The following is a 21912-nucleotide window of genomic DNA, read 5'->3' on the forward strand; positions in this document are numbered from 1 at the left end:
CGCCGGGCCTGCCAGACATTAGGCGGCCTTCAGGACCGGAGCCGCACGGCGATCGAGGGCGCCGCTCCACATGGTCAGGAACAGCGCGACGACAACAAGGATGGCGCCGACCCAGGGGGTCGCACCGAGACCCAGCGGCGATTCGACGACCAGGCCGCCCAACCATGCGCCGATGGCGATGCCGAGGTTGAAGGCGGCGATGTTGAGCGCGGAGGCGACGTCGACCGCGCCGGGACGGTGTTCCTTGGCGAGCTGCACTACATAGAGCTGCAGGCCTGGCACGTTGCCGAACTGAAGGAAGCCGAGCGCCGCAAGGGTGATGATCGCCAGCACCGGCGAGACAGCGGTGAAGGTCAGGATGACCAGCACGATGGCTTGCAGGACGAAGAGGCCTATCAGCGCCTTAACCGGATTGCTGTTGGCGATCTTGCCGCCTGCGATATTGCCGATGGCGATGGCGATGCCGTAGAGAACGAGGATCAGGCTGACGCTCTGCTCGGAAAAGCCGGTGATTTCCTGCAGGATCGGCGCCAGGAAGGTGAAGGCTACGAAGCTGCCGCCGTAACCGAGCGCCGTCATGGCGAAGACGATCAGCAGACGGCCGGAGCCGAGAACGCGGATCTGGTCCATGAGGCTTGCGGGCGGCGCTTTCTTGAGCGTGTTCGGCAAAAGGGCGGCGATGCCGGCGAGAGCGACGACGCCGAGGGCGGCAACGGCCCAGAAGGTCGCACGCCAGCCGAAGACCTGGCCGATATAGGTGCCGAGCGGAACGCCGGTGACGATGGCGACGGTCAGGCCCGTGAACATCATGGCGATGGCCGAGGCGCGGCGGTTTTCCGGCACCAGATCGGCGGCGATGGTCGAACCGACGGAGAAGAAGACGCCGTGGGCGAAGGCGGCCAGCACGCGGGCGACGAGCAGAAGCTCATAACTCGGCGACAGGGCCGCAACGGTGTTGCCGATGATGAACAGGGCCATCAGGCCGAGCAGCAGCGGCTTTCTTTCGATCTTGCCGGTCAGAGCCGTGAGAATCGGCGCGCCGAAGGTGACGCCGAGCGCATAGACGCTGACGATCAAGCCGGCGAGCGGCAGGGTGATGTTGAGGTCGTTCGCAACCGTCGGCAAAAGCCCGACGATCACGAACTCGGTAGTGCCGATCGCGTAGGCCGCAATCGTCAAGGCAAAAATTGCTAAAGGCATGACAGATTCCTCTCCCTCGCCATCGGTCGAGGGCGTTGGAGACAGCCGCGCTGTCAGGTGGAGTGATTGGTGAACGCAATATGGTCAAAGAGAGCTTGCGTGATAATTAGGAGTGCTGGATAAATTCCTTTGAATTGAATTCACAGGACGGGGCAGATGGACAATCGCGCTGGTGAAATGGAAGTATTTGTAAGTGCTGCGGAATTGCAGAGTTTTTCGGCTGCAGGACGGCGGTTGAGGCTCTCCCCATCGGCGGTCAGCAAGCTCATCACCCGGATCGAGGACCGGCTCGGAACACGTCTGCTCGTGCGTTCAACCCGGACAATGACGCTGACGCCGGAAGGCGAAGTCTATTTGTTGAGAGCCCGGCGAATTCTGGCAGAGATCGCAGAAACCGAGCAGATTGTTGCAGGTGGTGGAAAATTGATGCCGAGGGGGTTGCTTCGGGTTAACGCTTCCGTTGGCTTTGGTGAACGTTATCTCCTCCCCTTGGTACCAGCGTTCCTGGACCTCTATCCCGAAGTTCAACTCGATATTTCGCTGACTGATGGCATCATAGGACTGATTGAAGAGCGTACAGATATCGCCATCCGCTCCGGCGCAATGGACGACTCATCGCTGAAAGCACGGAAACTTTTGGAGAGTCGACGGGTCATCGTCGCTTCTCCGTCCTACCTCGAAACGCACGGCATACCAGAAGCGCCTGGGGATCTTGCAAGCCACAATTGCTTCAGTTTCAACTTCCGGCGCAGCCTCAACGAGTGGCCGTTCCGGAATCCAGGATCAACAGAGATCTATCGCCTCCCTGTTTCCGGCAACAGCTCGGTCAACAGTGGCATGATCATGCGCCGACTCTGTCTTGCCGGTAGCGGCTTGGGTCGCGTGGGCCAATTCCATGTTCAGCCGGACATCGACGCAGGTTTATTGGTTCCAGTCTTGGAGGACTATAATCCTGAAGACATCGAATTGATTCATGCCGTTTTCGCTGGGCACGAGCATCTCGCGGCCCGCATCCGCGCGTTCATAGACTTCCTGGTAGAATATGTCGGTAAGGACCAAACATGGGAGCCAATCCCGTGATGTGTTCCTGTCGTTCCTGAAGATATCCCTAAGGTCACGCTGACAGTTTTGCGAATCTTGGTCCTGCGGGTTGGGGGGTGCCGACGAGAATTCCGGCACGCATGTTCGGCTCATACGAGCCGCGGATCCGGCTTTTCTTTTCACAGACGAAGCGCGGCAGCGGTCGCCTGCGCGATCGCGTCGCCGTTCGCATGGCCGTGCGTGAATTGGGCCTGTTTCTCGGAGTGATCGAGTGTGACCCAGAAGGATGCGACGTGAATACGTTCGGTCTGTGATGCCGCAGTTACACGAAACCCAGAACCTTTCAAGATCGCTGAATTTTCTCGATCACTGATGGCGGAGATGCCCCCTTCGGCCGGCATCGACGTATGATGCCTGCTCGGCGCCGTGTGGCGCTCACGAGGGAAAGGCAGACGACTGCAGGCATATCGTTGCGATCGACCTCGCAAGCGGACCTTCAGGTCTGCGCAACGGATGGCGCCGGTGCGGTTCTATTCAACGGCTCCTTCCGCGGGCGCGATTACAGCAGTTTCTGAGTGAGCAGCCACCTTGCGTCATGGCGATAGAAGCCTGTACCACCACTCACTTCTGGGGTCAGCTCGCTCAAAGTCCCGGCCATGATGTACGGCTGATCGCACCAATCCACGTGAAGCCTTTCGTGAAACTGCGCTCCTCGTCTTCATGATCCCGGAATGCGCCAGCGGCCTCCTCACCCCGAAGCAGTCTCGCATCGCCGTTGACCACGTCCTCGGATAGCCAACCGCGTTGCCAAAACTGTGGCGACCCGCTGCGCGGCTCGCCAGTAAGTTCGGCGCTTCCTATCGAAAGCTACTGATTAGGTGGATTCGTTGCGGGTCCTAAGGATCGTGTGGTCGAGGCTCGGCGCGCCTGAGATTGGTGAATTGAATTCATAACAGTTGATGCGGTTACGCATATTATCCCTGCCACCGATGGGATGTATTCATGAACCAGTTCCATGCATGGAGGGACCAATGCAGGTCAAAGCAGCAGTGTTGCGACAAATGAATGTGTCTCGCCCGTACGCCACCAACGAGCCGCTTGGGATCGGGGAAATAGAGCTTTCTCCGCCGGTCCCGGCGAAGTCCTCGTCCGCATCCTTGCCGCCGGCCTCTGCCATTCCGATCTGTCCGTCATCAACGGCGACGGGCCCCATCCGATGCCGATGGCACTAGGGCATGAAGCGGCAGGCGTTGTCGAGGCGCTGGGAGACGGTGTGGGCGATCTCCAGCCCGGCGACCATGTGGTGATGGTCTTCATGCCGAGCTGCGGACATAGCCGGCCCTGCACGGAAGGCAGACCCGCCCTATGCGAACCTGGCGCCGTTGCCAATGCCAAAGGCTCGCTTCTTGGCGCCGCCACCCGGCGGAACTATCGCGGCCAGACTGTGCGCCATGCGATGGCCGGTTACCCGTGAACCGTCTGCTCAGCGCCAAGATGAAACTGGAGATCAAGGAAGAAGAACGTGTTGGGACAGAGTGTTGACGTATCTGAAGTTTCGCCCTCGAAAGTAGACAAGTTCGGCTGTAGGTCCGATTGGCTCGACAAGGATCTGGCTTATTTCGCCGCGAATGTCTCCGTTTTCAGGAAGGCAACATGCGAAACCGCTATAAAACAGATTGCAACCCCAGGACGCGATCGCGGCTTTGTTGTTGGAGTGGCTATGCTACCCGGTCACTCGCGGCGGATTTTCCATGAGCACAGCTCCACGACGCATTTCTTCAAACGAGATTCAATATACATCCGCAACCTTGCAGACCCCTACAAGGCCGACCTGATTGGACCTTTCGATTTCATACTTCTGGAGTTCACGGTGGAGGCTTTAGCTCGCATCGCCGAAGATGCCGATCTTGGTCGCGTAACGTCGCTCGCAACGCGGGTCGGTTCGTCCGATCGAATATTGGCAAATCTAGTGCGGGCACTTGCGCCAGCAATCAAGAAGCCGGCTCAAGCTACAAACCTGTTTGTGGATCAGCTGACAACAGCCATCGGCGCTCACATCGCACAGCGCTATGGAGGGACGAGATCAACGCTGTCTATGCGTCCGAAGGGACTATCACGATCTCACGAGAGGCTCGCTAAAGAACTTCTCCTAGAAAATTTGGATGGAAATATCGCAATTATGGAGGTCGCGCGCGCGTGCAATCTATCGCGCGGATATTTCATTCAATCCTTTCGAGAAAGTACGGGTATGACGCCGTATCAATGGTTGCTCAAAGAGCGCGTGGCACGCGCGCGAATGCTGCTGCTTACCTCCGATGAACCACTCTCCCATGTTGCGATTTCCTGCGGCTTCGCTGACCAAAGCCACTTCACTCGTGTGTTTACTAGCGCTGTTGGGATCACACCAGGGGCGGTACGACGCAACCTGTGATGACGCCAGACAGCCAAGTGCATCGGCGCATGTGCTTGATCGACTTGCCGCCAGACTATCGCATGGATCCAGCCACCAACATTCATCGCACTTGCGGCATCACGTTTTCAAAATCTGACTGGCGCCACTTCGCAGTCCTTTACCGCCTGAAATTCCGGCGACTTCAAAAAAATAGTTTATGCGCCAAAACAGCGGACTTTTAAGCAAGACGTGAACATCGCTTTGAACAATCCTTGGCGAAGTTTGAAGCTTCGGTACGACACCTGATGCTAGCACCATAGAGGTTCATAAGGTCATGATTGTTGCGATTTCTGCAATATAATCAGAATTAAAATTGCAATATACGCCCCGAAATGAGAGGCTTAGATTTCCTTTCAGTAGCCAAGAGGAGCGAAAGTGGCGCGATCGGCAAGGGCCTCCGCACACTCTCGACCCTTTAGGCTCCAGCCGACACCCTGCCAGCAAGAGAATATCAGTTCGAATTCGGCCGCATCCGCGATCGACACCACCAAAGAGGAAGCTACCATGTCCAAGCTCGAAGTTCTGACCCCGGCAAACAGCCAGCTCATCTTCATCGACCAGCAGCCGCAGATGGCTTTCGGCGTCCAGTCGATTGACCGCCAGACGTTAAAGAACAACGTCGTGGGTCTCGCCAAGGCCGCCAAGATCTTTGGGATTCCGACCACGATCACGACCGTCGAGACGGAAAGCTTCTCCGGCAACACGTTCCCGGAGCTTCTGGCGGTTTATCCGGAGAACGACATTCTCGAGCGCAGCTCGATGAATTCCTGGGACGATCAGAACGTCCGCGATGCGCTGGCGAAAAACGCCGCGACCGGCCGCAAGAAGATCGTTGTAGCTGGCCTTTGGACCGAAGTCTGCAACACGACCTTCGCCCTTTCGGCTCTTCGCGATGTGCCGGATTACGAGATTTATATGGTCGCAGATGCATCCGGTGGCACGTCTTCCGATGCTCACAAATATGCGATGGACCGCATGGTTCAAGCCGGCGTGATCCCGGTAACCTGGCAGCAGGTACTGCTGGAATGGCAGCGCGATTGGGCTCGCCGCGAGACCTATGATGCCGTCACGACCCTGGTGAAGGAGCATTCGGGCGCTTACGGCATGGGTATCGACTATGCCTATACCCACGTCCACAAGGCCCCGGAGCGCGTCACTCACGGCAAGCGCATCGGCCCGAACCCGGCAAAGTAAGATTTAATCATGCCGCTCCGATAGCCCGTTATCGGAGCGGCCTTATGCCCATCAAGGATGGTTTCCATGAAAGTCTATCTTCTGTCTCTTGGCGCGGGTCTTCTCGTAGGCATTGTCTACAGTCTTCTGAACGTCCGCTCACCCGCACCACCGGTCGTTGCACTGGTCGGTCTGCTTGGCATTCTGGTCGGCGAACAAATCATTCCGCTTGCGAAATCGCTTTGGAGTAAGGAGCCGGCGGCGATTTCCTGGCTCAACCAGGTCAAGCCCCACGTGTTTGGTCATATGCCGAAGGGGGGAGATTCCGTCGAGATTGCTCATCGGGCACAAACGCAAGAGGAGCGGGGCTGATGACCACGCGTCGAACCTTTCTCGGCGGGGCATCTAGCCTGGCATTTTCGCACCTCTTCTCTCCGGCCAATGCCGCCGATCCCCACCAGACTGGAGCAGACACCATGCACCCCGACTTGATCCTCCATAGTGGCCGCGTTACAACGCTTGACCGCGTCAATCCCAACGCTACGGCGATCGCCATCAAGGATGGTATGTTTCTGGATGTTGGCACCGATGGCGAGATCATGGCGCTGGCCGGTCCCGACACGAAGATCGTCGACCTGAAGGGCAAGCGCGTCCTGCCGGGCCTGATCGACAACCACACCCACGTCGTGCGCGGCGGATTGAACTACAACATGGAACTGCGCTGGGATGGCGTACGCTCGCTCGCCGATGCCATGGGCATGCTGAAGCGCCAGGTGGCAATCACGCCGGCGCCGCAATGGGTGCGTGTCGTGGGCGGCTTTACCGAGCACCAGTTCGCCGAAAAGCGCCTACCGACGATCGAAGAGATCAATGCCGTCGCCCCCGATACGCCGGTCTTCCTGCTGCATCTCTACGACCGGGCGCTGCTCAATGCCGCCGCACTGCGGGCCGTCGGCTACACCAAGGATACACCGAACCCGCCGGGCGGCGAGATCACCCGCGACGCCAGTGGCAACCCGACCGGCCTGCTGCTGGCCAAGCCGAACGCCGGCATTCTCTACTCGACGCTCGCCAAGGGCCCGAAGTTGCCGCTCGACTATCAGGTCAACTCGACCCGGCATTTCATGCGCGAGCTTAATCGGCTGGGTGTCACCGGCGTCATCGATGCCGGCGGTGGCTTCCAGAACTATCCCGACGATTACGAGGTCATCCAGAAGCTCGCCGACGACGGCAAGATGACGGTGCGGCTCGCCTACAATCTCTTCACCCAGAAGCCGCAGCAGGAGAAGGATGACTTCCTGAAGTGGACGTCCTCAGTCAAATACAAACAGGGCAACGATTATTTCCGGCATAACGGTGCGGGCGAGATGTTGGTGTTCTCCGCTGCCGATTTCGAGGATTTCCGCCAGCCGCGTCCGGAGATGGCGCCGGAGATGGAAGGCGAACTGGAAGAGGTCGTCCGCGTTCTTGCCGAAAACCGCTGGCCCTGGCGCCTGCACGCCACCTACGACGAGACGATCTCCCGGGCTCTCGACGTGTTCGAGAAGGTCGACAAGGATATCCCGCTCGAAGGGCTGAATTGGTTCTTCGACCATGCCGAGACGATCTCCGACCGCTCGATCGACCGGATCGCGGCGCTGGGCGGTGGCATCGCCACCCAGCACCGTATGGCCTATCAGGGCGAATATTTCGTCGAGCGCTACGGTCACGGCGTTGCCGAGGCAACGCCGCCGATCGCCCGAATGCTTGAAAAGGGTGTCAACGTTTCCGCCGGCACGGATGCAACCCGTGTCGCCTCCTACAATCCCTGGGTCTCGCTCTCGTGGATGATTACCGGCAAGACGGTCGGCGGCATGCAGCTTTATCCCCGCGCCAATTGCCTCGACCGCGAGACGGCGCTCAGAATGTGGACGGAAAAGGTCACATGGTTCTCCAACGAGGAGGGTAAAAAGGGCCGCATCGAGAAGGGCCAGTTTGCCGATTTGATCGTGCCAAACAAGGATTTCTTCGCCTGCGCCGAGGACGAGATCTCCTTCCTAACGTCGGACCTAACCATGGTCGGCGGCAAGATCGTCTATAGTGCCGGCGACTTCAGGGCACTGGATGAAAACGACGTTCCTCCAGCCATGCCGGACTGGTCGCCGGTCCGGACCTTCGGCGGTTATGCCGCCTGGGGCGAACCGGAAGGTGCCGGCAAGAACTCACTCCGGCACACGGCAATCACCTCGTGCGGCTGCGCCAACAATTGCGGCGTGCACGGCCACGACCATGCCGGCGCCTGGACGTCGAAGTTGCCGATCGCCGATCTCAAGGGCTTCTTCGGCGCACTCGGCTGCTCATGCTGGGCCGTGTGAAGGCAAGGTCGTCAGTCACAACTTTCCCAAAGGAACCAGGAATGAAAAACATGACCAGAACTGCCGCGATCGCGGCAGTCTCCATCCTGATCGCTTCGTCGGCCGCACTCGGCGATGATCGCGTCTCATCAAAGGGCAAGCCCCGCCCCTCCTGGGCAAAGCTGGTTGTGAATCATCCGGCGCCGAAGCGCGGCGCCTATTACAAGGGCGTAGCCCGGACTGCGTTCAACAACTTCAAGTGGCGGGGGATCCGATGATGAACCAGGGCGTCCGCTTTCAGCGGGTGCTGTGGAAGCGGAAAGACGCTCTGAAATCAAAGCGCTAGAGTGCCTGGCGTTCATCTGAACGCCAGGCACTTTTCAGGTCCCGCACGGCGTCCGACCCGTTCCCTGTGCGTTGTCGGACGCTTTACTCACGAAAGACCTTGCTGCGGGGTCACTCATTTCGATTGTTGTAAAAATCGCAATTCAGTCGAAATAGTTATTGCACTTCATCGGCGCAATCCGCCCCGCTACAAGTTCACTACAGGCCGGCGAAGACTAGGGACCACCCCCCTGCTTCCCAACCAACTCAAAGAACGGAGACCCCATGTCCAGCAAACTCGAAGTCCTGACCCCGCAGAACAGCCAGCTTATCTTCATCGACCAGCAGCCGCAGATGGCCTTCGGCGTCCAGTCGATCGATCGCCAGGTGCTGAAGAACAACGTCGTCGGTCTCGCCAAGGCCGCAAAGGTCTTCAACATTCCAACGACCATCACCACCGTCGAGACCATGTCCTTCTCCGGCCATACCTATCCTGAACTGCTCGCCGTCTTCCCGGAAAACGACATTCTCGAGCGCACCTCGATGAACTCCTGGGACGACCAGAACGTCCGCGATGCGCTGGCCAAGAATGCCGCCAACGGCCGCAAGAAAATCGTCGTCTCCGGGCTGTGGACCGAAGTCTGCAACACCACCTTCGCGCTCTCCGCCCTCCATGATGTGCCGGAATACGAAATCTACATGGTCGCCGACGCCTCGGGCGGCACCTCGGTCGATGCGCACAAATACGCTATGGACCGCATGGTCCAGGCCGGCGTCATCCCGGTCACCTGGCAGCAGGTTCTGCTCGAATGGCAGCGCGACTGGGCCCGCAAGGAAACCTACAATGCCGTCACGTCTCTGGTGAAGGAGCATTCCGGCGCCTATGGCATGGGCATCGACTATGCCGTGACGATGGTCCATGGCGGCGAGGAGCGTGTCCATCACGGCAAGCGCATCGGCCCGAACCCGGCGAAGTAAGGGATCACCGGATCCCTGGGCCTGTCGCCCAGACAGACCAAGGGATCCTCATTGTCGCGTCAAGACTCGTTCTCAAGGGCGCACAGCGGATCAGCGCTCGCTTCACGCCAGGCTAGGCCAGGCGACACCAGCATCGACCGTTACGTTGTCGCTGCAATCGATATTCGTGTTGCCAAGGCGCGCAATCAACTAAGGGGAGCGGCATACAATGCTGACTATACTTCGTGGGAAAAGCAACTCGCTGGCACTGGCCTTCATTTCCGGGTTCGCCGACGCACTCTTCTTCATTCACTTAGGCGGACTTTTCGTCGGGCTGGTCACTGGCAATGTCGTGCTCCTCGGACTGGGTCTGGTTGGGCATGAGAAAGGTGGCTTGCGCGGTCTCCAGATCATGTCGTTCCCCCTCTTCATGGTTGGCGCAGGATTGGCGGCGATCATGGTCGCCTGGATCAAGCCTCTTGAGCGCGCGACATTCTGGACGCTCATCATCGCCGCAGTCGCGTTCGCGACATCCGCCCTTCTGGCAATATTCGATGCCGGGCCGGTGTCCGCCTGTGCGCTTCTCGCCGTCACCGCGATGGGAATGCTGACGGCGATCGAGCGTCTCGACCCGAGACTCGGCCCACCGTTTTCGCTCATGACTGGCAACATTGCCGGCCTCGCAGTCGCCGCTGTCCGTCGCGTCATTCGCTATACCGAGAAGCCGGAGGAGTGGGGGCAGTCGCTGACGTCGATCATCCTGGTGCTCGGCTTTGTGCTGGGATGTGCCGCAGGCGCGGTTGCGCAAGTCACCGTGGGCGTTGCGGGAATGCTCTTGCCCGCTCTCTTGTTGCTCCTCGTCGGCCTTTTCTATTCACCGCAAAACACGAAGAAGCCGGGCTGAATGATGGCCACCGTCGTTTTACGCCGGCAAGCGCGATCTTTGAGAGGAGGCCTGCCTTGTCCGCGATAGCTGCCATCAGCCTGGCCCCGCGCGATCGCGACGAGGTCAACCGCAGCTCGACTTCGCTCGAACTGATGTTCGATCTTGCCACCGTCGTGGCAGTGGGCGCCGCCGCCCATGGACTGGCGCAGGACATTGAGGCCGGCGAATTCGGACCCGGCGTCATCCGGTTTGCCTGCAGCTTCTTTATGGCCTGGCTGGCCTGGGCGAACTACACATGGTTCGCCTCGGGCTACGACAACAAGTCGGCCGTCTTCCGTGTGTTGACGATGGTCATCATGTTCGGATCGCTTACGCTTGCCGGCGGGATCCGAAGCGGCCTTGGCGATCAACCCCATTGGCTCGTCCTCATCGGTTTCAGCATCATGCGCCTGGGCCTGATCGCCCTTTGGCTCGGCGCGGCGAATGGGGATCGGCAGGCCCGCCCGACGGCCCTGCGATACGCGGCCGGAATCGGCGCCATGCAGGTCTACTGGAACACCCTGATCATCACCGTTTCCCCTGAAGAGCCGCTCTACTTTCCGCTCTTTGCGCTCGGCGCCGCCGGCGAGCTGGCCGTACCGCTACTGGCCGAGCGCGGGACCGCCAACTGGCATCATGGTCACATCATCGATCGCCACAACTCTTTCAACATCATCGTCCTTGGCGAGTGTTTTACCGCCATCGCCTTGATCATCGTGGATCCGACGACGCCGGAACTCAGGCATTTCTGGTGGGCGACCCTGTGTTCGATCATCGCGTTTTCGATGTGGGGGCTATATTTCGACCGCCACGAACAGCTGCTCAGCCGCAATGCTCGCACCGTTCTGAGCTGGGCCTACGGACACTGTCTGCTATTTGCGGCTGGAGCGGCGACGGCCGCCGGTTTTCTGGTGTTTCTCAGCGTTGCCCGCAACGCGACCGTTTCGCAACAGCTTGCCGCTCTCGCCTTCTGCATACCGATCGCGATGTACCTTATTGCCCTTTGGCTCGTTCGCGACCGGGCGTCCAAACACGGCTCGATGCACTGGCTTCTCCTGGTGGTGGCGGCGCTCGTGCTCGCAAGCAGCATGTTTGCCTCCCACGCTTTGGAATTGAACGCAGCTTTGCTGGCGGTCGCCGTAACGATACGCCGCCGACTATATCCGGCAAGCCCGCGTGAGGGCGGCGAACGCGTCTGAAAATCGGGGATCAGCAAGTTAGGTTGGAGATAATGATGGGGGATCAGAGGGCGATGTCGTTGTCAGCGACCATTTTTGAGCGCAATCCGGGATTTCGATCCGCAATCATGCCGCTCCTTTTGGCATCCGGTCTGCTGACGGCATGTGTCGCCGGTCCCGAGCGTGTCTCCGTTCCGGCAGAACAGGCCTCTGCCGTGCAAATCGAGCAGGTGGACCTTGCGCGTTTTTGGGGAGACGAGGTCACGCCCAGTTTGCGCTCGCTCATTGCACAACAGTACACACAGACGCGGACCGCAGTTCGATCAGGGCGTCGCCCATCCACCGCCGTCAATCATGTCGACTTTCTCGCCATATCGGGCGGGGGCGCCGACGGTGCGTTTGCCGCAGGATACCTGACGGGCTGGACCGAGAGAGGCAATCGACCGCAATTCGAGGTCGTGACTGGGGTAAGCACCGGCGCTCTGGCCGCCCCCTTTGCTTTTCTTGGTCCGGATCATGACAACGAATTACGCGAAGTTTTCACGCAGTATGGTGACCGCGATATCTATCGAAATCTCGGCCTGATTGGTGTGATGGGCCGTGGTCTCTATGACATTGGGCCGTTGCGGCAATTGATCGGCCGATATCTCACCGAGAAAATGGTTGAAGAAATCGCGGCGCAATACCGCGTTGGCCGCCGTCTGCTGATCCAAACCACCAACATTGACGCCCAGCGCCCCGTCGTTTGGGACCTGTCCGCGATCGCCGCAAGCGCACGCACCGATCGTCGAGAACACATGATCGACATCCTGTTGGCGTCCGCGGCCATACCTGCGGTATTCCCACCGGTTCGGATCGATGTGAGGCTCGACGGTCAAGCCAGGCAAGAATTGCATGTCGATGGCGGGACAGTGGCGCAGGTCTTCTTCGCCCCTCCCAATATCGAGCTCTCGGGATATGAGAAGCACTACCTTGGTCATGCCCGCTCGCGAACGCTTTATCTGCTCCGCAACGGGCGATTGACGCCCGAATACGCCGAGACCGAAGAAACGGCGCTCGGGATCGCCCGCCGTTCGATCGAAACGTTGATCAAGTATCAGGCGATTTCCGATCTCATGCGATTGCAGCTTCAGACGACGGCCGCCCGCGGTCAGCTTTACTACGCATCGATCCCGGATCAGTTCACACTGCGCCCGAAATCCGAGTTCGATCGTAGCTACATGCAAAAGCTTTTTGCCGCCGGTCACGAGGAGGGCCGTCTTGCGCGGTGGCGCAAGCAGCCTCCGCTTACGCCGGTGCAGGCGGCCGAGCGACGCAAGCCTGACTGATGTTCGGCGCTATCGCCGTCGTCAGCCTGGATCACGGGTAAAGCGCTCCAGCCTGCAGCGCTGACCGCAGCTCAGCCGACATTCCAAGCTTCTGGCTCTTCCGGTTTTTTGCATGGTGGTCTTCGTGTTGCGTCTCGTCTGTCTGAAGCTTCAAAGCCTGAACCGCTCACCGATCCGGCCGATGCTGGTCGTGAAGCTGATCCTGTTTACCGGAGTTGCAGCCTACGCTCTCTATCATGGCCCGTTTCGCGCTGTAGAAGGCGCCATAACGCTGGCCGTCGGCATGGCTCTGGGTTTCGGCGATGGCCATTCAGAACGGCCTTCACCGGGCGCATCTGTCGAAGGCGCCTCCTTCGACGCTGATGACCGGCACGACTACTCAAATCATGCTCGATCTCGCGGATGTGCGGGCCGATCCGAAAGCCGACGAAGTGGCTGCGGCCAAAACGCGGGTTACGAAGATGGCAGCAGCCGTCGCCCTGTTTGCCAGCACGGCCGGCGCCTAAGCGAACTAACGTCAGAGGACTCAGATTGATTACATCCCACTTGAACAAAAGGAAATTATTCGATGGACATCGGTAGTGAAGCCAGTGGACTGGCAAGCCTAATCGCCCCGGTCTTGAAGCCGATTTCGACCGGCCTCGAATTCTTCGGCGTCGGCGTCATCCTGGTCGGCGTGGTGATCGCAACGATCGGCTACGTCAGTGACTGCACCGGCGCAAGGCGGGACGCCTATGACCGGTATCGTGCCAACCTCGGCCGGGGGATATTGCTCGGCCTGGAGATCCTGATTGGTGCCGACATCATTGCTACGATCATCGCTCCCCTGACCTGGGAAAGTGTTGGGCTGCTCGGGTTGATCGTCCTCATCCGGACGTTCCTGAGCTTCTCGCTCGAGGCCGAGATCGATGGTCAGTGGCCGTGGTCGAGGAATGCGCGGCGCGGTGCCAGCCAAGGCGACCGATAGCCGACTTTCCAGCATCTGGCACCTCATCCGCCACTCCTCAGACGACTGCCTGCGTCTCGCAATTCTCTGACGTTTCCAGGAGTCTTGACTGCCGCACTAAATTCCTGAAATGAGTGACAAGCGGACGGAGAGCGACCTTGTGCCATGCTACCCATAGGGATGTCCGATAGGTGAACCACGGCAAATCGAGCAGCACTACTCCTTCGGGTACCTGATGACGCAAACTGTGCTGGACAACCGTAACACCCACTCCGGCGGCTACTAGCCCCAAGGCAGCTAGCGGTTCTGGCGCCTCCGCGATCACGTCGGGAGCGAAGCCTGCCCGACCGCAGGCTTTAGAAAACTCAAGGTGATTGAACGCATCGTCCCTATGGATGTTGCCGACCCATCCTTGCGTCGCAAGATCGGCCGGCGCCAGCTGTCGTGCCTTTGCTAAATAGTGATTTTTGGGAACGGCAAGCACCATCGGGTCATCGAGAATCTTTTCCGCGGCGAGGTCATCGGCATTCTCTGGCAGTGCCTAGCAGATCAGGCCCACGTCCAGGAAAGGAATTGGTCAAGCACAAGCGCGATGACTACGTGTTGAGCACGAAAGTCGGCCGTATCATCCTTGACGAGATTGAAACGGGACAACGCGAATTCGGAGAAAAGGGCGGTCTTTTCGAATTCGGCCTGCCAAACAAGATCATTTACGACTACTCGGCCGATGGAACAAAACGTTCGATAGACGATAGCTTGAAACGCATGGGCGTCGACCGGTTCGACTTTGTCTGGATCCACGACATTGCGCAGGATTTCCACGGTGACGAGTGGCTTTCACAATTCGAGATTGCGCGTAAAGGAGCCATGCGAACACTCGACCAACTTCGTGACGAAGGCGTTATCAAAGGCTGGGGTCTAGGCGTAAATCGGGTTGAACCGGTCGAACTTACGCTCGGTCTTTCCAATGTTCGACCTGATGGTATGCTCCTGGCCGGAAGGTATTCACTCCTCGACCACGAGTCGGCCTTGCAGCGGCTGATGCCGTTGGCGGAGGAGAAGGGCGTCGGCATCGTCGTTGGCGGCCCCTATAGCTCGGGGATCCTGGCCGGCGGCATTCACTTCGAATATGCCGAATACTCGCCAGCGATCATTGCAAAGGTCGATAGGATTAAGGCCCTTGCCGATCAATATTCTATGCCTATCAAGGCCGCGGCTCTTCAGTTCGCCTTGGCGCATCCGGCAGCGGTTGCCGCTATTCCAGGTGCGAGCAAGCAGCAACGCATCAGAGAAGACCTCGATGCCATCAATACAGAAGTTCCAGATGATTTCTGGCGCGATCTCCGCAAGTCGGGATCGGTTGCCGCAAATGCACCACTTCCGATTGACCGGTGAAGGAGGCCAAAATTGGCGAGCGCTCATGCAAGTATCGATCTCATCGCTACTGCAGACGAAGTCTGGCAGTTGATAGGCGGATTCGGGTCTCTTCCCGACTGGCTGCCGTATATCCCGAAGTCTGAGTTGAGTGACGGCGGTCGGATCAGAAGCCTTACCAACCCCGAGGGAGCGACAATCGTTGAACGTCTCCTTTCGTTCGACCATGCCGCTCGGAGCTACAGCTATTCGATTTTGACAGCCGGGTTTCCCGTTACCACCTACGTGTCGACGCTGCGTGTTGTCGAAGGTCCTTCCGGAAAAGGTGCGCGAGTGGAATGGTCGGGCCAGTTTACGCCAGATGGGGTCAGTGATGAGCAGGCCTCGGAGTCGTTCCGAGGAATCTACGAAGAGGGTTTGCGCGCACTTGCATCTCACCTGACGAAACAATGCTGACCGCCTGATGTGGCCATCTACGAAGTGGATATAGGTGTGCGAGTCCCGCAGCACCGTAAACGCCCGAAGGCACTTCTTCGGGCGTTTTTGTTTGCGCTGAGCAAATGTGCGGAATTATGTAGCAAATGCCACCAATGTCCGCTGGCAGCCCTTAGTGGTCATCGGTTAGACAGACCACCGCTTCCGCTCAATCATTGCGTCGATGCGGCTTTCCATTTCTGTCGTGGAAATCATCGGGTCTTTCAAGCGACGCTGGAGTAATTCGCGAAGCGCTTCCGTTTCGACGGTCTCAGCTTCCGTCTTTTGGCGGAGGAGTTCCAAGCCCTGCTGAAGAACGGAACTTAGGCTGGAGTACCTGCCGCTCTTCACCAGCGAACGGGCAAACGCGTCCTGCTGGTTGGTCAGCGAGATCGACGATTTGACACTCATCGGTTTATCTCCACCGAACCGAGTTTGCTACTCGGACTGTCGGATACCATAAGCAGGCAAGCTAATCAGCTAGTTTACGACGACTGCTCCTGGCGCATTTGCGGACGACGACCGCTGGCTGCACTCAGGTCCAAAGCTGCCAGCGTTGCAGCGCGTCCGGTTGGTGGCATTTGCTACATAATCCCGCAAATGTGTTTAATGCAGTTCACAGGTAGCAACACCGCGCTGGTTCGAAAGCGCGGCGTTTCATCTCGGTTTCATTTAGCCTTTCCTGAAACGTTACGCGGCAAGGGGCTCGAGATTGGCCTGTATCTGATCGCGGAAGGCCTCATATCGGATTGGCAGCTTGAGCGCTTCTCCGAGGTGCGCCGTGTCCTCGTCACGGTTGAAGCCGGGTTCGTTCGTGGCAACCTCGAACAGCACACCACCCGGCGTGCGGAAATAGATCGCCCAGAAATAATCTCGGTCGATAACCGGCGTCACCTGATACCCGGTGTCCATCAATGCCTTGCGGACTTCCAGTTGCTTTTCGCGGTTGTCAACGGCGAAGGCGATATGATGCACGGAGCCAGCACCCTGCCGCGCAAACGACGTATTCGGGAGCGACGCGAGGTCGATCGTGTCTGCGCCGTTGCCACCGGGGATGATGAACCGGGTGACATCACCTTCGACTTCGGCGCGCTGATAGCCCATGAAACCCAACAGTTCTTTTGTGGCACCGGTATCATGCAGGCTAAAGCGCGCGCCGGCGAAGCCTCGGATCGCCGCGTCATTGGGAATACCGTCCGCGAGCCACGGCGCACGTTTGTCGTCGGCAGTTTCTATCAGGGCAAGACTGTCACCGTCGGGTCCCATGAAGCGAAGCCGATTGGCGCCGAAGACCTTGTCTGTTTCGAGCCCATCGACGCCCTGTGCTGAAAAGCGATCGCTCCAGAACTTGAGAGAGCCCTCCGGCACGGAGAACTGCGTTTCGCCGACTTCGCCGACGCCAGGACGGCCAAGCATCATATGCGGGAATGGGAAATAGGTCATGACCGTGCCGGCCGAGCCATTCTCGTCACCATAATACAGATGATAGACGCTCGGATCGTCGAAGTTGACGGTCTGCTTGACGCGACGAAGGCCCAGCGTCTCGGTGAAGAAGCGGTTGTTCTGCCTTGCATCCGACGCCATGGAGGTAACGTGGTGCAGTCCCTTGATATCCTTGATCATGTCGGTGCCTCTCTGTCTCGGCGTTGACGTTTCTGTATGGAGAGAGGTTTAGGCTGATTGATAATTCAGAGGAATTGCAATATTTGTTTCGATTGAATTGCTCTTTTCGAAACAATCGAGATGAACGACTACAAAGCCCTCCGAACCTTCCTGTTGGCTGCCGAGAAACGAAACTTCGCCCAGGTCGCCCGCGAACTCGACATGACGCCGGCCGCAGTGACCCGCGCCATCGCCGCGCTGGAGGCCGAACTCGGCGTACAACTCTTCGTGCGCACCACAAGGCAGGTTTCGCTGACAACCGACGGAGCGATTTTCGCCGCGCAGATCCAGCCGGCGGTCAAGACACTCGAAGATGCCCGGCGTGACGTGATGAACGCCCACAAGGCGGATCAGGGGCGGCTCAGGATCAGCGCGCCGACCTGGTTCGGCAAGGCGGTACTGCCGCCGATTCTTTCCGGCTTCCGGGAGCTCTATCCGAAGATGAGCTTCGAGATCTCGCTATCCGACGGCCTCGTGAACATCGTCGATGACGACTACGATCTGGCGATCCGCATCTCGTCCCAGCCATCGGACAAGTTCACCATCTGGCGCAAGATCCGCGTGGTACCGCGCATCCTGGTGGCCGCACCGGGCAGCCGGTTCGTCGACATGCAGCATCCGAACGAACTGACGCCCGATGACTGCCTTGCCTATAGCGGCGAGAGCCGGCGGGAAAACTGGGTTCTTTCAGACGGCGGTTCTAGCATGACGATCTCGGCGGGCCGCGCCTTCAGCGCCAACAACGGGGAGGTCTTGGCGGACATGGCGGCCGATGGCGCAGGCGTCGCGATGCTGCCCAACTTCCACATCTCCGAACATCTGGAGACCGGACGCCTCGTGCATGTCTTCAAAGGTTGGGCGCCGCCGGATCTGTGGCTGACGCTCTATTATCCACCCTATCAGGCATTGCCACCCCGCATAGGCTCATTCTCGAAATTCTTCGAAGAGCAGGTGGCGGCGCAGATGGTGATGCTCGACTGAGGCAACGCCGTCGCCAAGGCAAATGCGTCAAGCGCTGTGAACCCGGCTTATTTCTGAAGCGACGAGTGCCTGCAGCCGCCAAAGGTTGCGGTCTTGGATTTCTTCGGTCTGAAGATCGATGATCGTGTTGCGTAAATACTCGGCGCAGGATCCACCTTCACCGCAGGCATGCGCAATAAGTAATGCAGTCTGCTCGCCGGCAGTGGCTTCGTCAGCCCAAATCGTCTTGTGCTTGTCCAGAACGTCAGGGCTCGACCGACACCAAGCGGAGTTCTGATGGACACCCACCGGACTATGTCCTTTACTTCCCGATACTTGATCCCGCGCGCAACAAGCGCCCTAAGATCCTCACGCCGCCGATCGGGCGATATCTGCAGCACGACGCCATCACAACGCCCACCACGTTCAAGTGCCATCATCAGTCCGGGTTGCGCGCTTTGTCGCTCGCCAGCGTTCGATCTTCAGGGAAAATGACCGATGCCATCCATAGGCGGTCGCGAGCTCGCGGCCTGCCGGTTCGAATACGGGGTTCCAGATCAGCGAGCCATAGGCGAACACCCCGATCGTATCGTCACCCGTTTCACGTTCGATCTGCTCGACGAGGCCATCCAGCTCCGTTTCCGATAGCGGCGTCCAGCCCGGCTCGAGGCCGTCATCGCGGACAGTTCTCAAGGTCAGAGCAACCAGCTTGGGCGTCAGCAGCATCATGGTCTCATTCCGCGGGTGAACAGGCGTTGGAGTGCCAGGGCCCCCGATTTGCACCGGGGCCCTGGCATCTCGCGTCAGGCCTGGACGAAGGCAAGCAGGTCGGCATTCAGGACATCGGCATTGACGGTCAGCATGCCGTGCGAAAAGCCACGATAGGTCTTGAGCGAGCCGTTCTTCAAAAGCTTCGCCGACTTCAGCGCCGAGTCCGCGATCGGCACGATCTGGTCGTCCTCGCCATGCAGCACAAGCGTCGGAACCGTGATCGCCTTCAGATCTTCGGTCTGGTCCGTCTCGGAAAAAGCCTTGATGCCGTCATAATGCGCCTTCGCGCCGCCCATCATGCCCTGACGCCACCAGTTCTGGATCACGCCTTCCTGAACCGTCGCACCCTCGCGGTTGAAGCCGTAAAACGGGCCAGCCGGAACATCGCGGAAGAACTGGGCGCGATTGGCGGCAAGTGCCGACCGGAAGCCGTCGAACACCTCGATCGGCAGGCCTTCCGGATTGGCCTCGGTCTTCAGCATCAGCGGCGGGACTGCCGAAACAAGCACGGCCTTGGCAACCCGTCCGGCAGGCTGGCCATGTTTCGCCACATAGCGGGCAACCTCGCCGCCGCCGGTGGAGTGGCCGATATGAACGGCATTCTTCAGGTCAAGCGCCTCGACGACGGCAAAGGCGTCGGCTGCGTAGTGGTCCATGTCGTGACCGTCAGCAACCTGGGCCGAGCGGCCATGACCACGGCGGTCATGGGCAATAACGCGGTAGCCCTTCGACAGGAAGAACAGCATCTGGGCGTCCCAGTCGTCCGAGGACAGCGGCCAGCCGTGATGGAACATGATAGGCTGGGCATCCTTCGGGCCCCAGTCCTTGTAGAAGATATCCACGCCGTCCTTTGTGGTGATAGTGCCCATTGTCTTGTTTCCTTCGTTTGTTTCGGTGGTGGAAGCAGCCGCGGCTGCGAAGCTGAAAGAGGTTGGAAGAGCCATAGTGGTTACGGTAGCAGCTGCCGAGAGCAGTGCGCGGCGGCGCGTCATGGAAAGAAAATTCGTGGTCATCTCGCGGTCCTGCGATGCAGTCATTTCAGGTCTCATGCGACACAAGTGTTCGTCTGATGCGGGCACAATGTCGCGAGAGCCTGGCAACAACAATTGTGTTAATAGTTCCGATGTTATTGCGCGTTCTGCAATAAATGACCAACGGGTGAAATCACTCGTGCACTCATAATCCTGATACGAACTGGCGTGGGCACCTGGGCACGTATTCTCGAGGCAGGATCAGAGGCTTATGACAAGTAATACCCAGATGATCGACAGCTTGTCGATCCGTGTCCACCAGCACGCGGCCAATGGTCCGCGAACCGCTTGCCTTAAAGTAGGTGTGTTTTTTCGCCACGGCCCCCGGTCCTCGCGACGTGCTCGCATCCAATCGATCGGAATACCTTGAAGAGGTCACTCTGGCCAACGAGGCCAGCGCCCCGCCCGGTAAGGCCGGGGCGGAGCGCTCGTAAACACTGACATCGTGGCCGTCCATTTGGAGAAGTATGGCGGAGAACAACTGAGCAAGCGATCCTCCGACGATTCCAACTTTCACGGTCTTATCCAATCGATCCTATCTGGCTTTGTTGGCGGTTGGGCTCGCTGACTTTCCAAAGGCCTTCACCCCAAGGGCCAAAAGCGGCAGAACACCACCTACAAGGCTGACACCAAGCCACGCGCCGTTCTGCCATGCGATGGAGGCGATTGCCGACCCGCCTGCCCCGCCAAGGAACATGCCGGTCATGAACATCGTGTTCAAACGGCTACGTGCTTCAGGATTGAGCGCATAGATGATGTGCTGGTTGGAAACCAACGCGCTCTGGATACCAGAGTCGAGCACGATGACGCCGATGACAAGAGCCACGATCGAATCCCACGCTCCGAAAATGATCCAGGACCCCACGGTCAAGGCAGCACCAAGCCAGACAACAAAATGTGGTCCGCGTTTGTCGGCAATGCGTCCAGCTACGGGTGCGGCAAACACACCAACTGCTCCAACGATACCGAAGAGACCGGCGACATCCGCACCAAGTCCGAAATTTGGGCCCTGCAGATACAAAGCGAGAATGGTCCAAAATGCGGTGAACGACGCGAACAGGGCGGCCTGTACCAAGGTTGCCGTACGCAACGATGGCTCATGCTTCCAAAGGTATCGCAGCGATTTAATGGCGTTGTGGTATTGCATACGGGATGTAGGGGCATGATCCGGAAGGATCGCGAACATCATCGCGGCAGCAGCTAAAGCCATTGGCATGCCAATCCAAAACATCTCCCGCCAACCTGCGTGCTCACCGACGAAGCCCGACAGGGTCCGGCTGAACAAAATGCCCGACAGAATGCCCGCCATCACCGTCCCAATCGTCGCTCCGCGCTTTTCAGTTGGAGCAAGCGACGCGGCGAACGGAACGATTTGTTGCGCGACAGTTGAACTTGCTCCGACGAGAAGGGAGCTAACGACGAGCATCCAAGCAGATGAAGACATCGCCGCCAACGACAGAGCGATCGCCAATATCACAAACTGTCCAATGATCAGCTTGCGGCGATGGGCGAGATCACCGAGGGGCAGCAGAAGAAAGAGACCCAATGCGTAACCAAGCTGGGTGGCGGTAGGCACCAGCCCGGTTGCAGACTGTCCCTGAAAGTCAGCCTCGATGATACCAAGCATCGGTTGATTGTAATAGATGTTTGCCACAGATATGCCGCTGGCGGCAGCCATTGCGAGCAAACCCACCCTACTCAGTCCCGCATGCGTTTTTGCATTCACGGTTGCGATTGTCATTTCCTTGGCCCTTCAAACTATGAGATCGCAATAGATGTAGCT

At 58.7% G+C, this 21912-nt stretch carries 22 protein-coding genes and 4 pseudogenes; 16 read left to right on the forward strand and 10 right to left on the reverse strand.

Annotated elements, in window-relative coordinates:
- Nucleotides 1-18 precede the first annotated feature (18 nt).
- Entirely contained in the window at nucleotides 19-1200 is a 1182-nt protein-coding gene (locus RB548_RS21220; RefSeq protein WP_331375092.1) for an MFS transporter, read from the reverse strand.
- Nucleotides 1201-1356: 156 nt separating this feature from the next.
- On the opposite strand from RB548_RS21220, the gene RB548_RS21225 reads away from it, so the two are divergent.
- The gene (locus tag RB548_RS21225) at nucleotides 1357-2280 is read left to right on the forward strand and encodes a LysR substrate-binding domain-containing protein (protein ID WP_331375093.1); all 924 of its coding nucleotides are present in this window, start codon (nucleotides 1357-1359) and stop codon (nucleotides 2278-2280) included.
- 140 nt (nucleotides 2281-2420) lie between these two features.
- Here the strand turns inward: RB548_RS21225 and RB548_RS21230 are convergent, their stop codons facing one another.
- Complete coding sequence (locus tag RB548_RS21230; RefSeq protein ID WP_331375094.1) at nucleotides 2421-2642, reverse strand: hypothetical protein; 222 nt, start codon at nucleotides 2640-2642, stop codon at nucleotides 2421-2423.
- 630 nt (nucleotides 2643-3272) lie between these two features.
- Here RB548_RS21230 and RB548_RS21235 point away from each other — a divergent pair.
- From RB548_RS21235 to RB548_RS21280, 10 genes and pseudogenes are all read left to right on the forward strand, one after another.
- Nucleotides 3273-3694: pseudogene (locus RB548_RS21235) on the forward strand (alcohol dehydrogenase catalytic domain-containing protein); the annotation flags it as partial.
- A gap of 72 nt (nucleotides 3695-3766) precedes the next feature.
- Nucleotides 3767-4672 (forward strand): AraC family transcriptional regulator, encoded by a 906-nt coding sequence (locus tag RB548_RS21240; protein ID WP_331375095.1) that lies wholly within the window; start codon nucleotides 3767-3769, stop codon nucleotides 4670-4672.
- A gap of 525 nt (nucleotides 4673-5197) precedes the next feature.
- Nucleotides 5198-5887, forward strand: a complete 690-nt coding sequence (locus RB548_RS21245) for a hydrolase (RefSeq protein ID WP_331375096.1) — start codon at nucleotides 5198-5200, stop codon at nucleotides 5885-5887.
- A 66-nt stretch (nucleotides 5888-5953) separates the two neighbouring features.
- Nucleotides 5954-6238 carry a XapX domain-containing protein gene (locus RB548_RS21250; RefSeq protein ID WP_331375097.1) on the forward strand — a complete coding sequence of 95 codons (285 nt, stop codon included), beginning with the start codon at nucleotides 5954-5956 and terminating at the stop codon, nucleotides 6236-6238.
- Nucleotides 6238-8220, forward strand: a complete 1983-nt coding sequence (locus tag RB548_RS21255; protein ID WP_331375098.1) for an amidohydrolase — start codon at nucleotides 6238-6240, stop codon at nucleotides 8218-8220. The genes RB548_RS21250 and RB548_RS21255 overlap by 1 nt, the downstream gene beginning before the upstream one ends.
- A gap of 50 nt (nucleotides 8221-8270) precedes the next feature.
- On the forward strand, nucleotides 8271-8477 hold the full coding sequence (locus RB548_RS21260; protein ID WP_331375099.1) for a hypothetical protein: 207 nt from the start codon (nucleotides 8271-8273) through the stop codon (nucleotides 8475-8477).
- Nucleotides 8478-8808: 331 nt separating this feature from the next.
- Nucleotides 8809-9501, forward strand: coding sequence for a hydrolase (locus tag RB548_RS21265; RefSeq protein ID WP_331375100.1), 693 nt, complete (start codon nucleotides 8809-8811; stop codon nucleotides 9499-9501).
- A 208-nt stretch (nucleotides 9502-9709) separates the two neighbouring features.
- The gene (locus RB548_RS21270) at nucleotides 9710-10384 is read left to right on the forward strand and encodes a YoaK family protein (protein ID WP_331375101.1); all 675 of its coding nucleotides are present in this window, start codon (nucleotides 9710-9712) and stop codon (nucleotides 10382-10384) included.
- 56 nt (nucleotides 10385-10440) lie between these two features.
- Nucleotides 10441-11604 (forward strand): low temperature requirement protein A, encoded by a 1164-nt coding sequence (locus RB548_RS21275; protein WP_331375102.1) that lies wholly within the window; start codon nucleotides 10441-10443, stop codon nucleotides 11602-11604.
- 107 nt (nucleotides 11605-11711) lie between these two features.
- Nucleotides 11712-12911 carry a patatin-like phospholipase family protein gene (locus tag RB548_RS21280; protein ID WP_331375103.1) on the forward strand — a complete coding sequence of 400 codons (1200 nt, stop codon included), beginning with the start codon at nucleotides 11712-11714 and terminating at the stop codon, nucleotides 12909-12911.
- A 166-nt stretch (nucleotides 12912-13077) separates the two neighbouring features.
- On the opposite strand, the gene RB548_RS21285 is transcribed toward RB548_RS21280, so the two are convergent.
- Nucleotides 13078-13221: a hypothetical protein gene (locus tag RB548_RS21285; protein WP_331375104.1), complete on the reverse strand. Its 144-nt coding sequence runs from the start codon at nucleotides 13219-13221 to the stop codon at nucleotides 13078-13080.
- Here RB548_RS21285 and RB548_RS21290 point away from each other — a divergent pair.
- Together RB548_RS21290 and RB548_RS21295 are read left to right on the forward strand one after the other, a co-directional pair.
- The gene (locus tag RB548_RS21290; protein WP_331375105.1) at nucleotides 13214-13417 is read left to right on the forward strand and encodes a YoaK family protein; all 204 of its coding nucleotides are present in this window, start codon (nucleotides 13214-13216) and stop codon (nucleotides 13415-13417) included. The genes RB548_RS21285 and RB548_RS21290 overlap by 8 nt on opposite strands.
- Before the next feature lie 62 nt (nucleotides 13418-13479).
- On the forward strand, nucleotides 13480-13878 hold the full coding sequence (locus RB548_RS21295) for a DUF1622 domain-containing protein (protein ID WP_331375106.1): 399 nt from the start codon (nucleotides 13480-13482) through the stop codon (nucleotides 13876-13878).
- A 37-nt stretch (nucleotides 13879-13915) separates the two neighbouring features.
- On the opposite strand, the gene RB548_RS21300 is transcribed toward RB548_RS21295, so the two are convergent.
- Complete coding sequence (locus RB548_RS21300; RefSeq protein WP_331375107.1) at nucleotides 13916-14344, reverse strand: LysR substrate-binding domain-containing protein; 429 nt, start codon at nucleotides 14342-14344, stop codon at nucleotides 13916-13918.
- A gap of 71 nt (nucleotides 14345-14415) precedes the next feature.
- Here RB548_RS21300 and RB548_RS21305 point away from each other — a divergent pair.
- A pseudogene (locus RB548_RS21305) lies at nucleotides 14416-15252 on the forward strand (aldo/keto reductase); the annotation flags it as partial.
- A gap of 12 nt (nucleotides 15253-15264) precedes the next feature.
- Nucleotides 15265-15687 carry an SRPBCC family protein gene (locus RB548_RS21310; protein ID WP_331375110.1) on the forward strand — a complete coding sequence of 141 codons (423 nt, stop codon included), beginning with the start codon at nucleotides 15265-15267 and terminating at the stop codon, nucleotides 15685-15687.
- 165 nt (nucleotides 15688-15852) lie between these two features.
- On the opposite strand, the gene RB548_RS21315 is transcribed toward RB548_RS21310, so the two are convergent.
- Both RB548_RS21315 and RB548_RS21320 read right to left on the reverse strand, forming a co-directional pair.
- Nucleotides 15853-16116: a type II toxin-antitoxin system ParD family antitoxin gene (locus tag RB548_RS21315; RefSeq protein WP_331375111.1), complete on the reverse strand. Its 264-nt coding sequence runs from the start codon at nucleotides 16114-16116 to the stop codon at nucleotides 15853-15855.
- Nucleotides 16117-16395: 279 nt separating this feature from the next.
- Entirely contained in the window at nucleotides 16396-17328 is a 933-nt protein-coding gene (locus RB548_RS21320; protein WP_331375112.1) for a VOC family protein, read from the reverse strand.
- A 120-nt stretch (nucleotides 17329-17448) separates the two neighbouring features.
- Here RB548_RS21320 and RB548_RS21325 point away from each other — a divergent pair, with 120 nt between their 5' ends.
- Nucleotides 17449-18348 (forward strand): LysR family transcriptional regulator, encoded by a 900-nt coding sequence (locus tag RB548_RS21325; protein WP_331375113.1) that lies wholly within the window; start codon nucleotides 17449-17451, stop codon nucleotides 18346-18348.
- A gap of 27 nt (nucleotides 18349-18375) precedes the next feature.
- Here RB548_RS21325 and RB548_RS21330 read toward each other — a convergent pair.
- The 4 genes and pseudogenes from RB548_RS21330 to RB548_RS21345 form a co-directional block, all read right to left on the reverse strand.
- A pseudogene (locus RB548_RS21330) lies at nucleotides 18376-19053 on the reverse strand (gamma-glutamylcyclotransferase).
- Between the two features lie 77 nt (nucleotides 19054-19130).
- A complete protein-coding gene (locus RB548_RS21335; protein WP_331375209.1) occupies nucleotides 19131-20111 on the reverse strand; it encodes an alpha/beta fold hydrolase in 981 nt (326 codons plus the stop codon).
- A 301-nt stretch (nucleotides 20112-20412) separates the two neighbouring features.
- Nucleotides 20413-20658 (reverse strand): annotated as a pseudogene (locus tag RB548_RS21340) (2-polyprenyl-6-methoxyphenol hydroxylase); the annotation flags it as partial.
- Nucleotides 20659-20664: 6 nt separating this feature from the next.
- Nucleotides 20665-21870 carry an MFS transporter gene (locus tag RB548_RS21345; RefSeq protein WP_331375114.1) on the reverse strand — a complete coding sequence of 402 codons (1206 nt, stop codon included), beginning with the start codon at nucleotides 21868-21870 and terminating at the stop codon, nucleotides 20665-20667.
- Nucleotides 21871-21912 lie beyond the last annotated feature (42 nt).

This window comes from Sinorhizobium chiapasense (genome assembly GCF_036488675.1).
Classification (GTDB): Bacteria; Pseudomonadota; Alphaproteobacteria; order Rhizobiales; family Rhizobiaceae; genus Sinorhizobium; species Sinorhizobium chiapasense.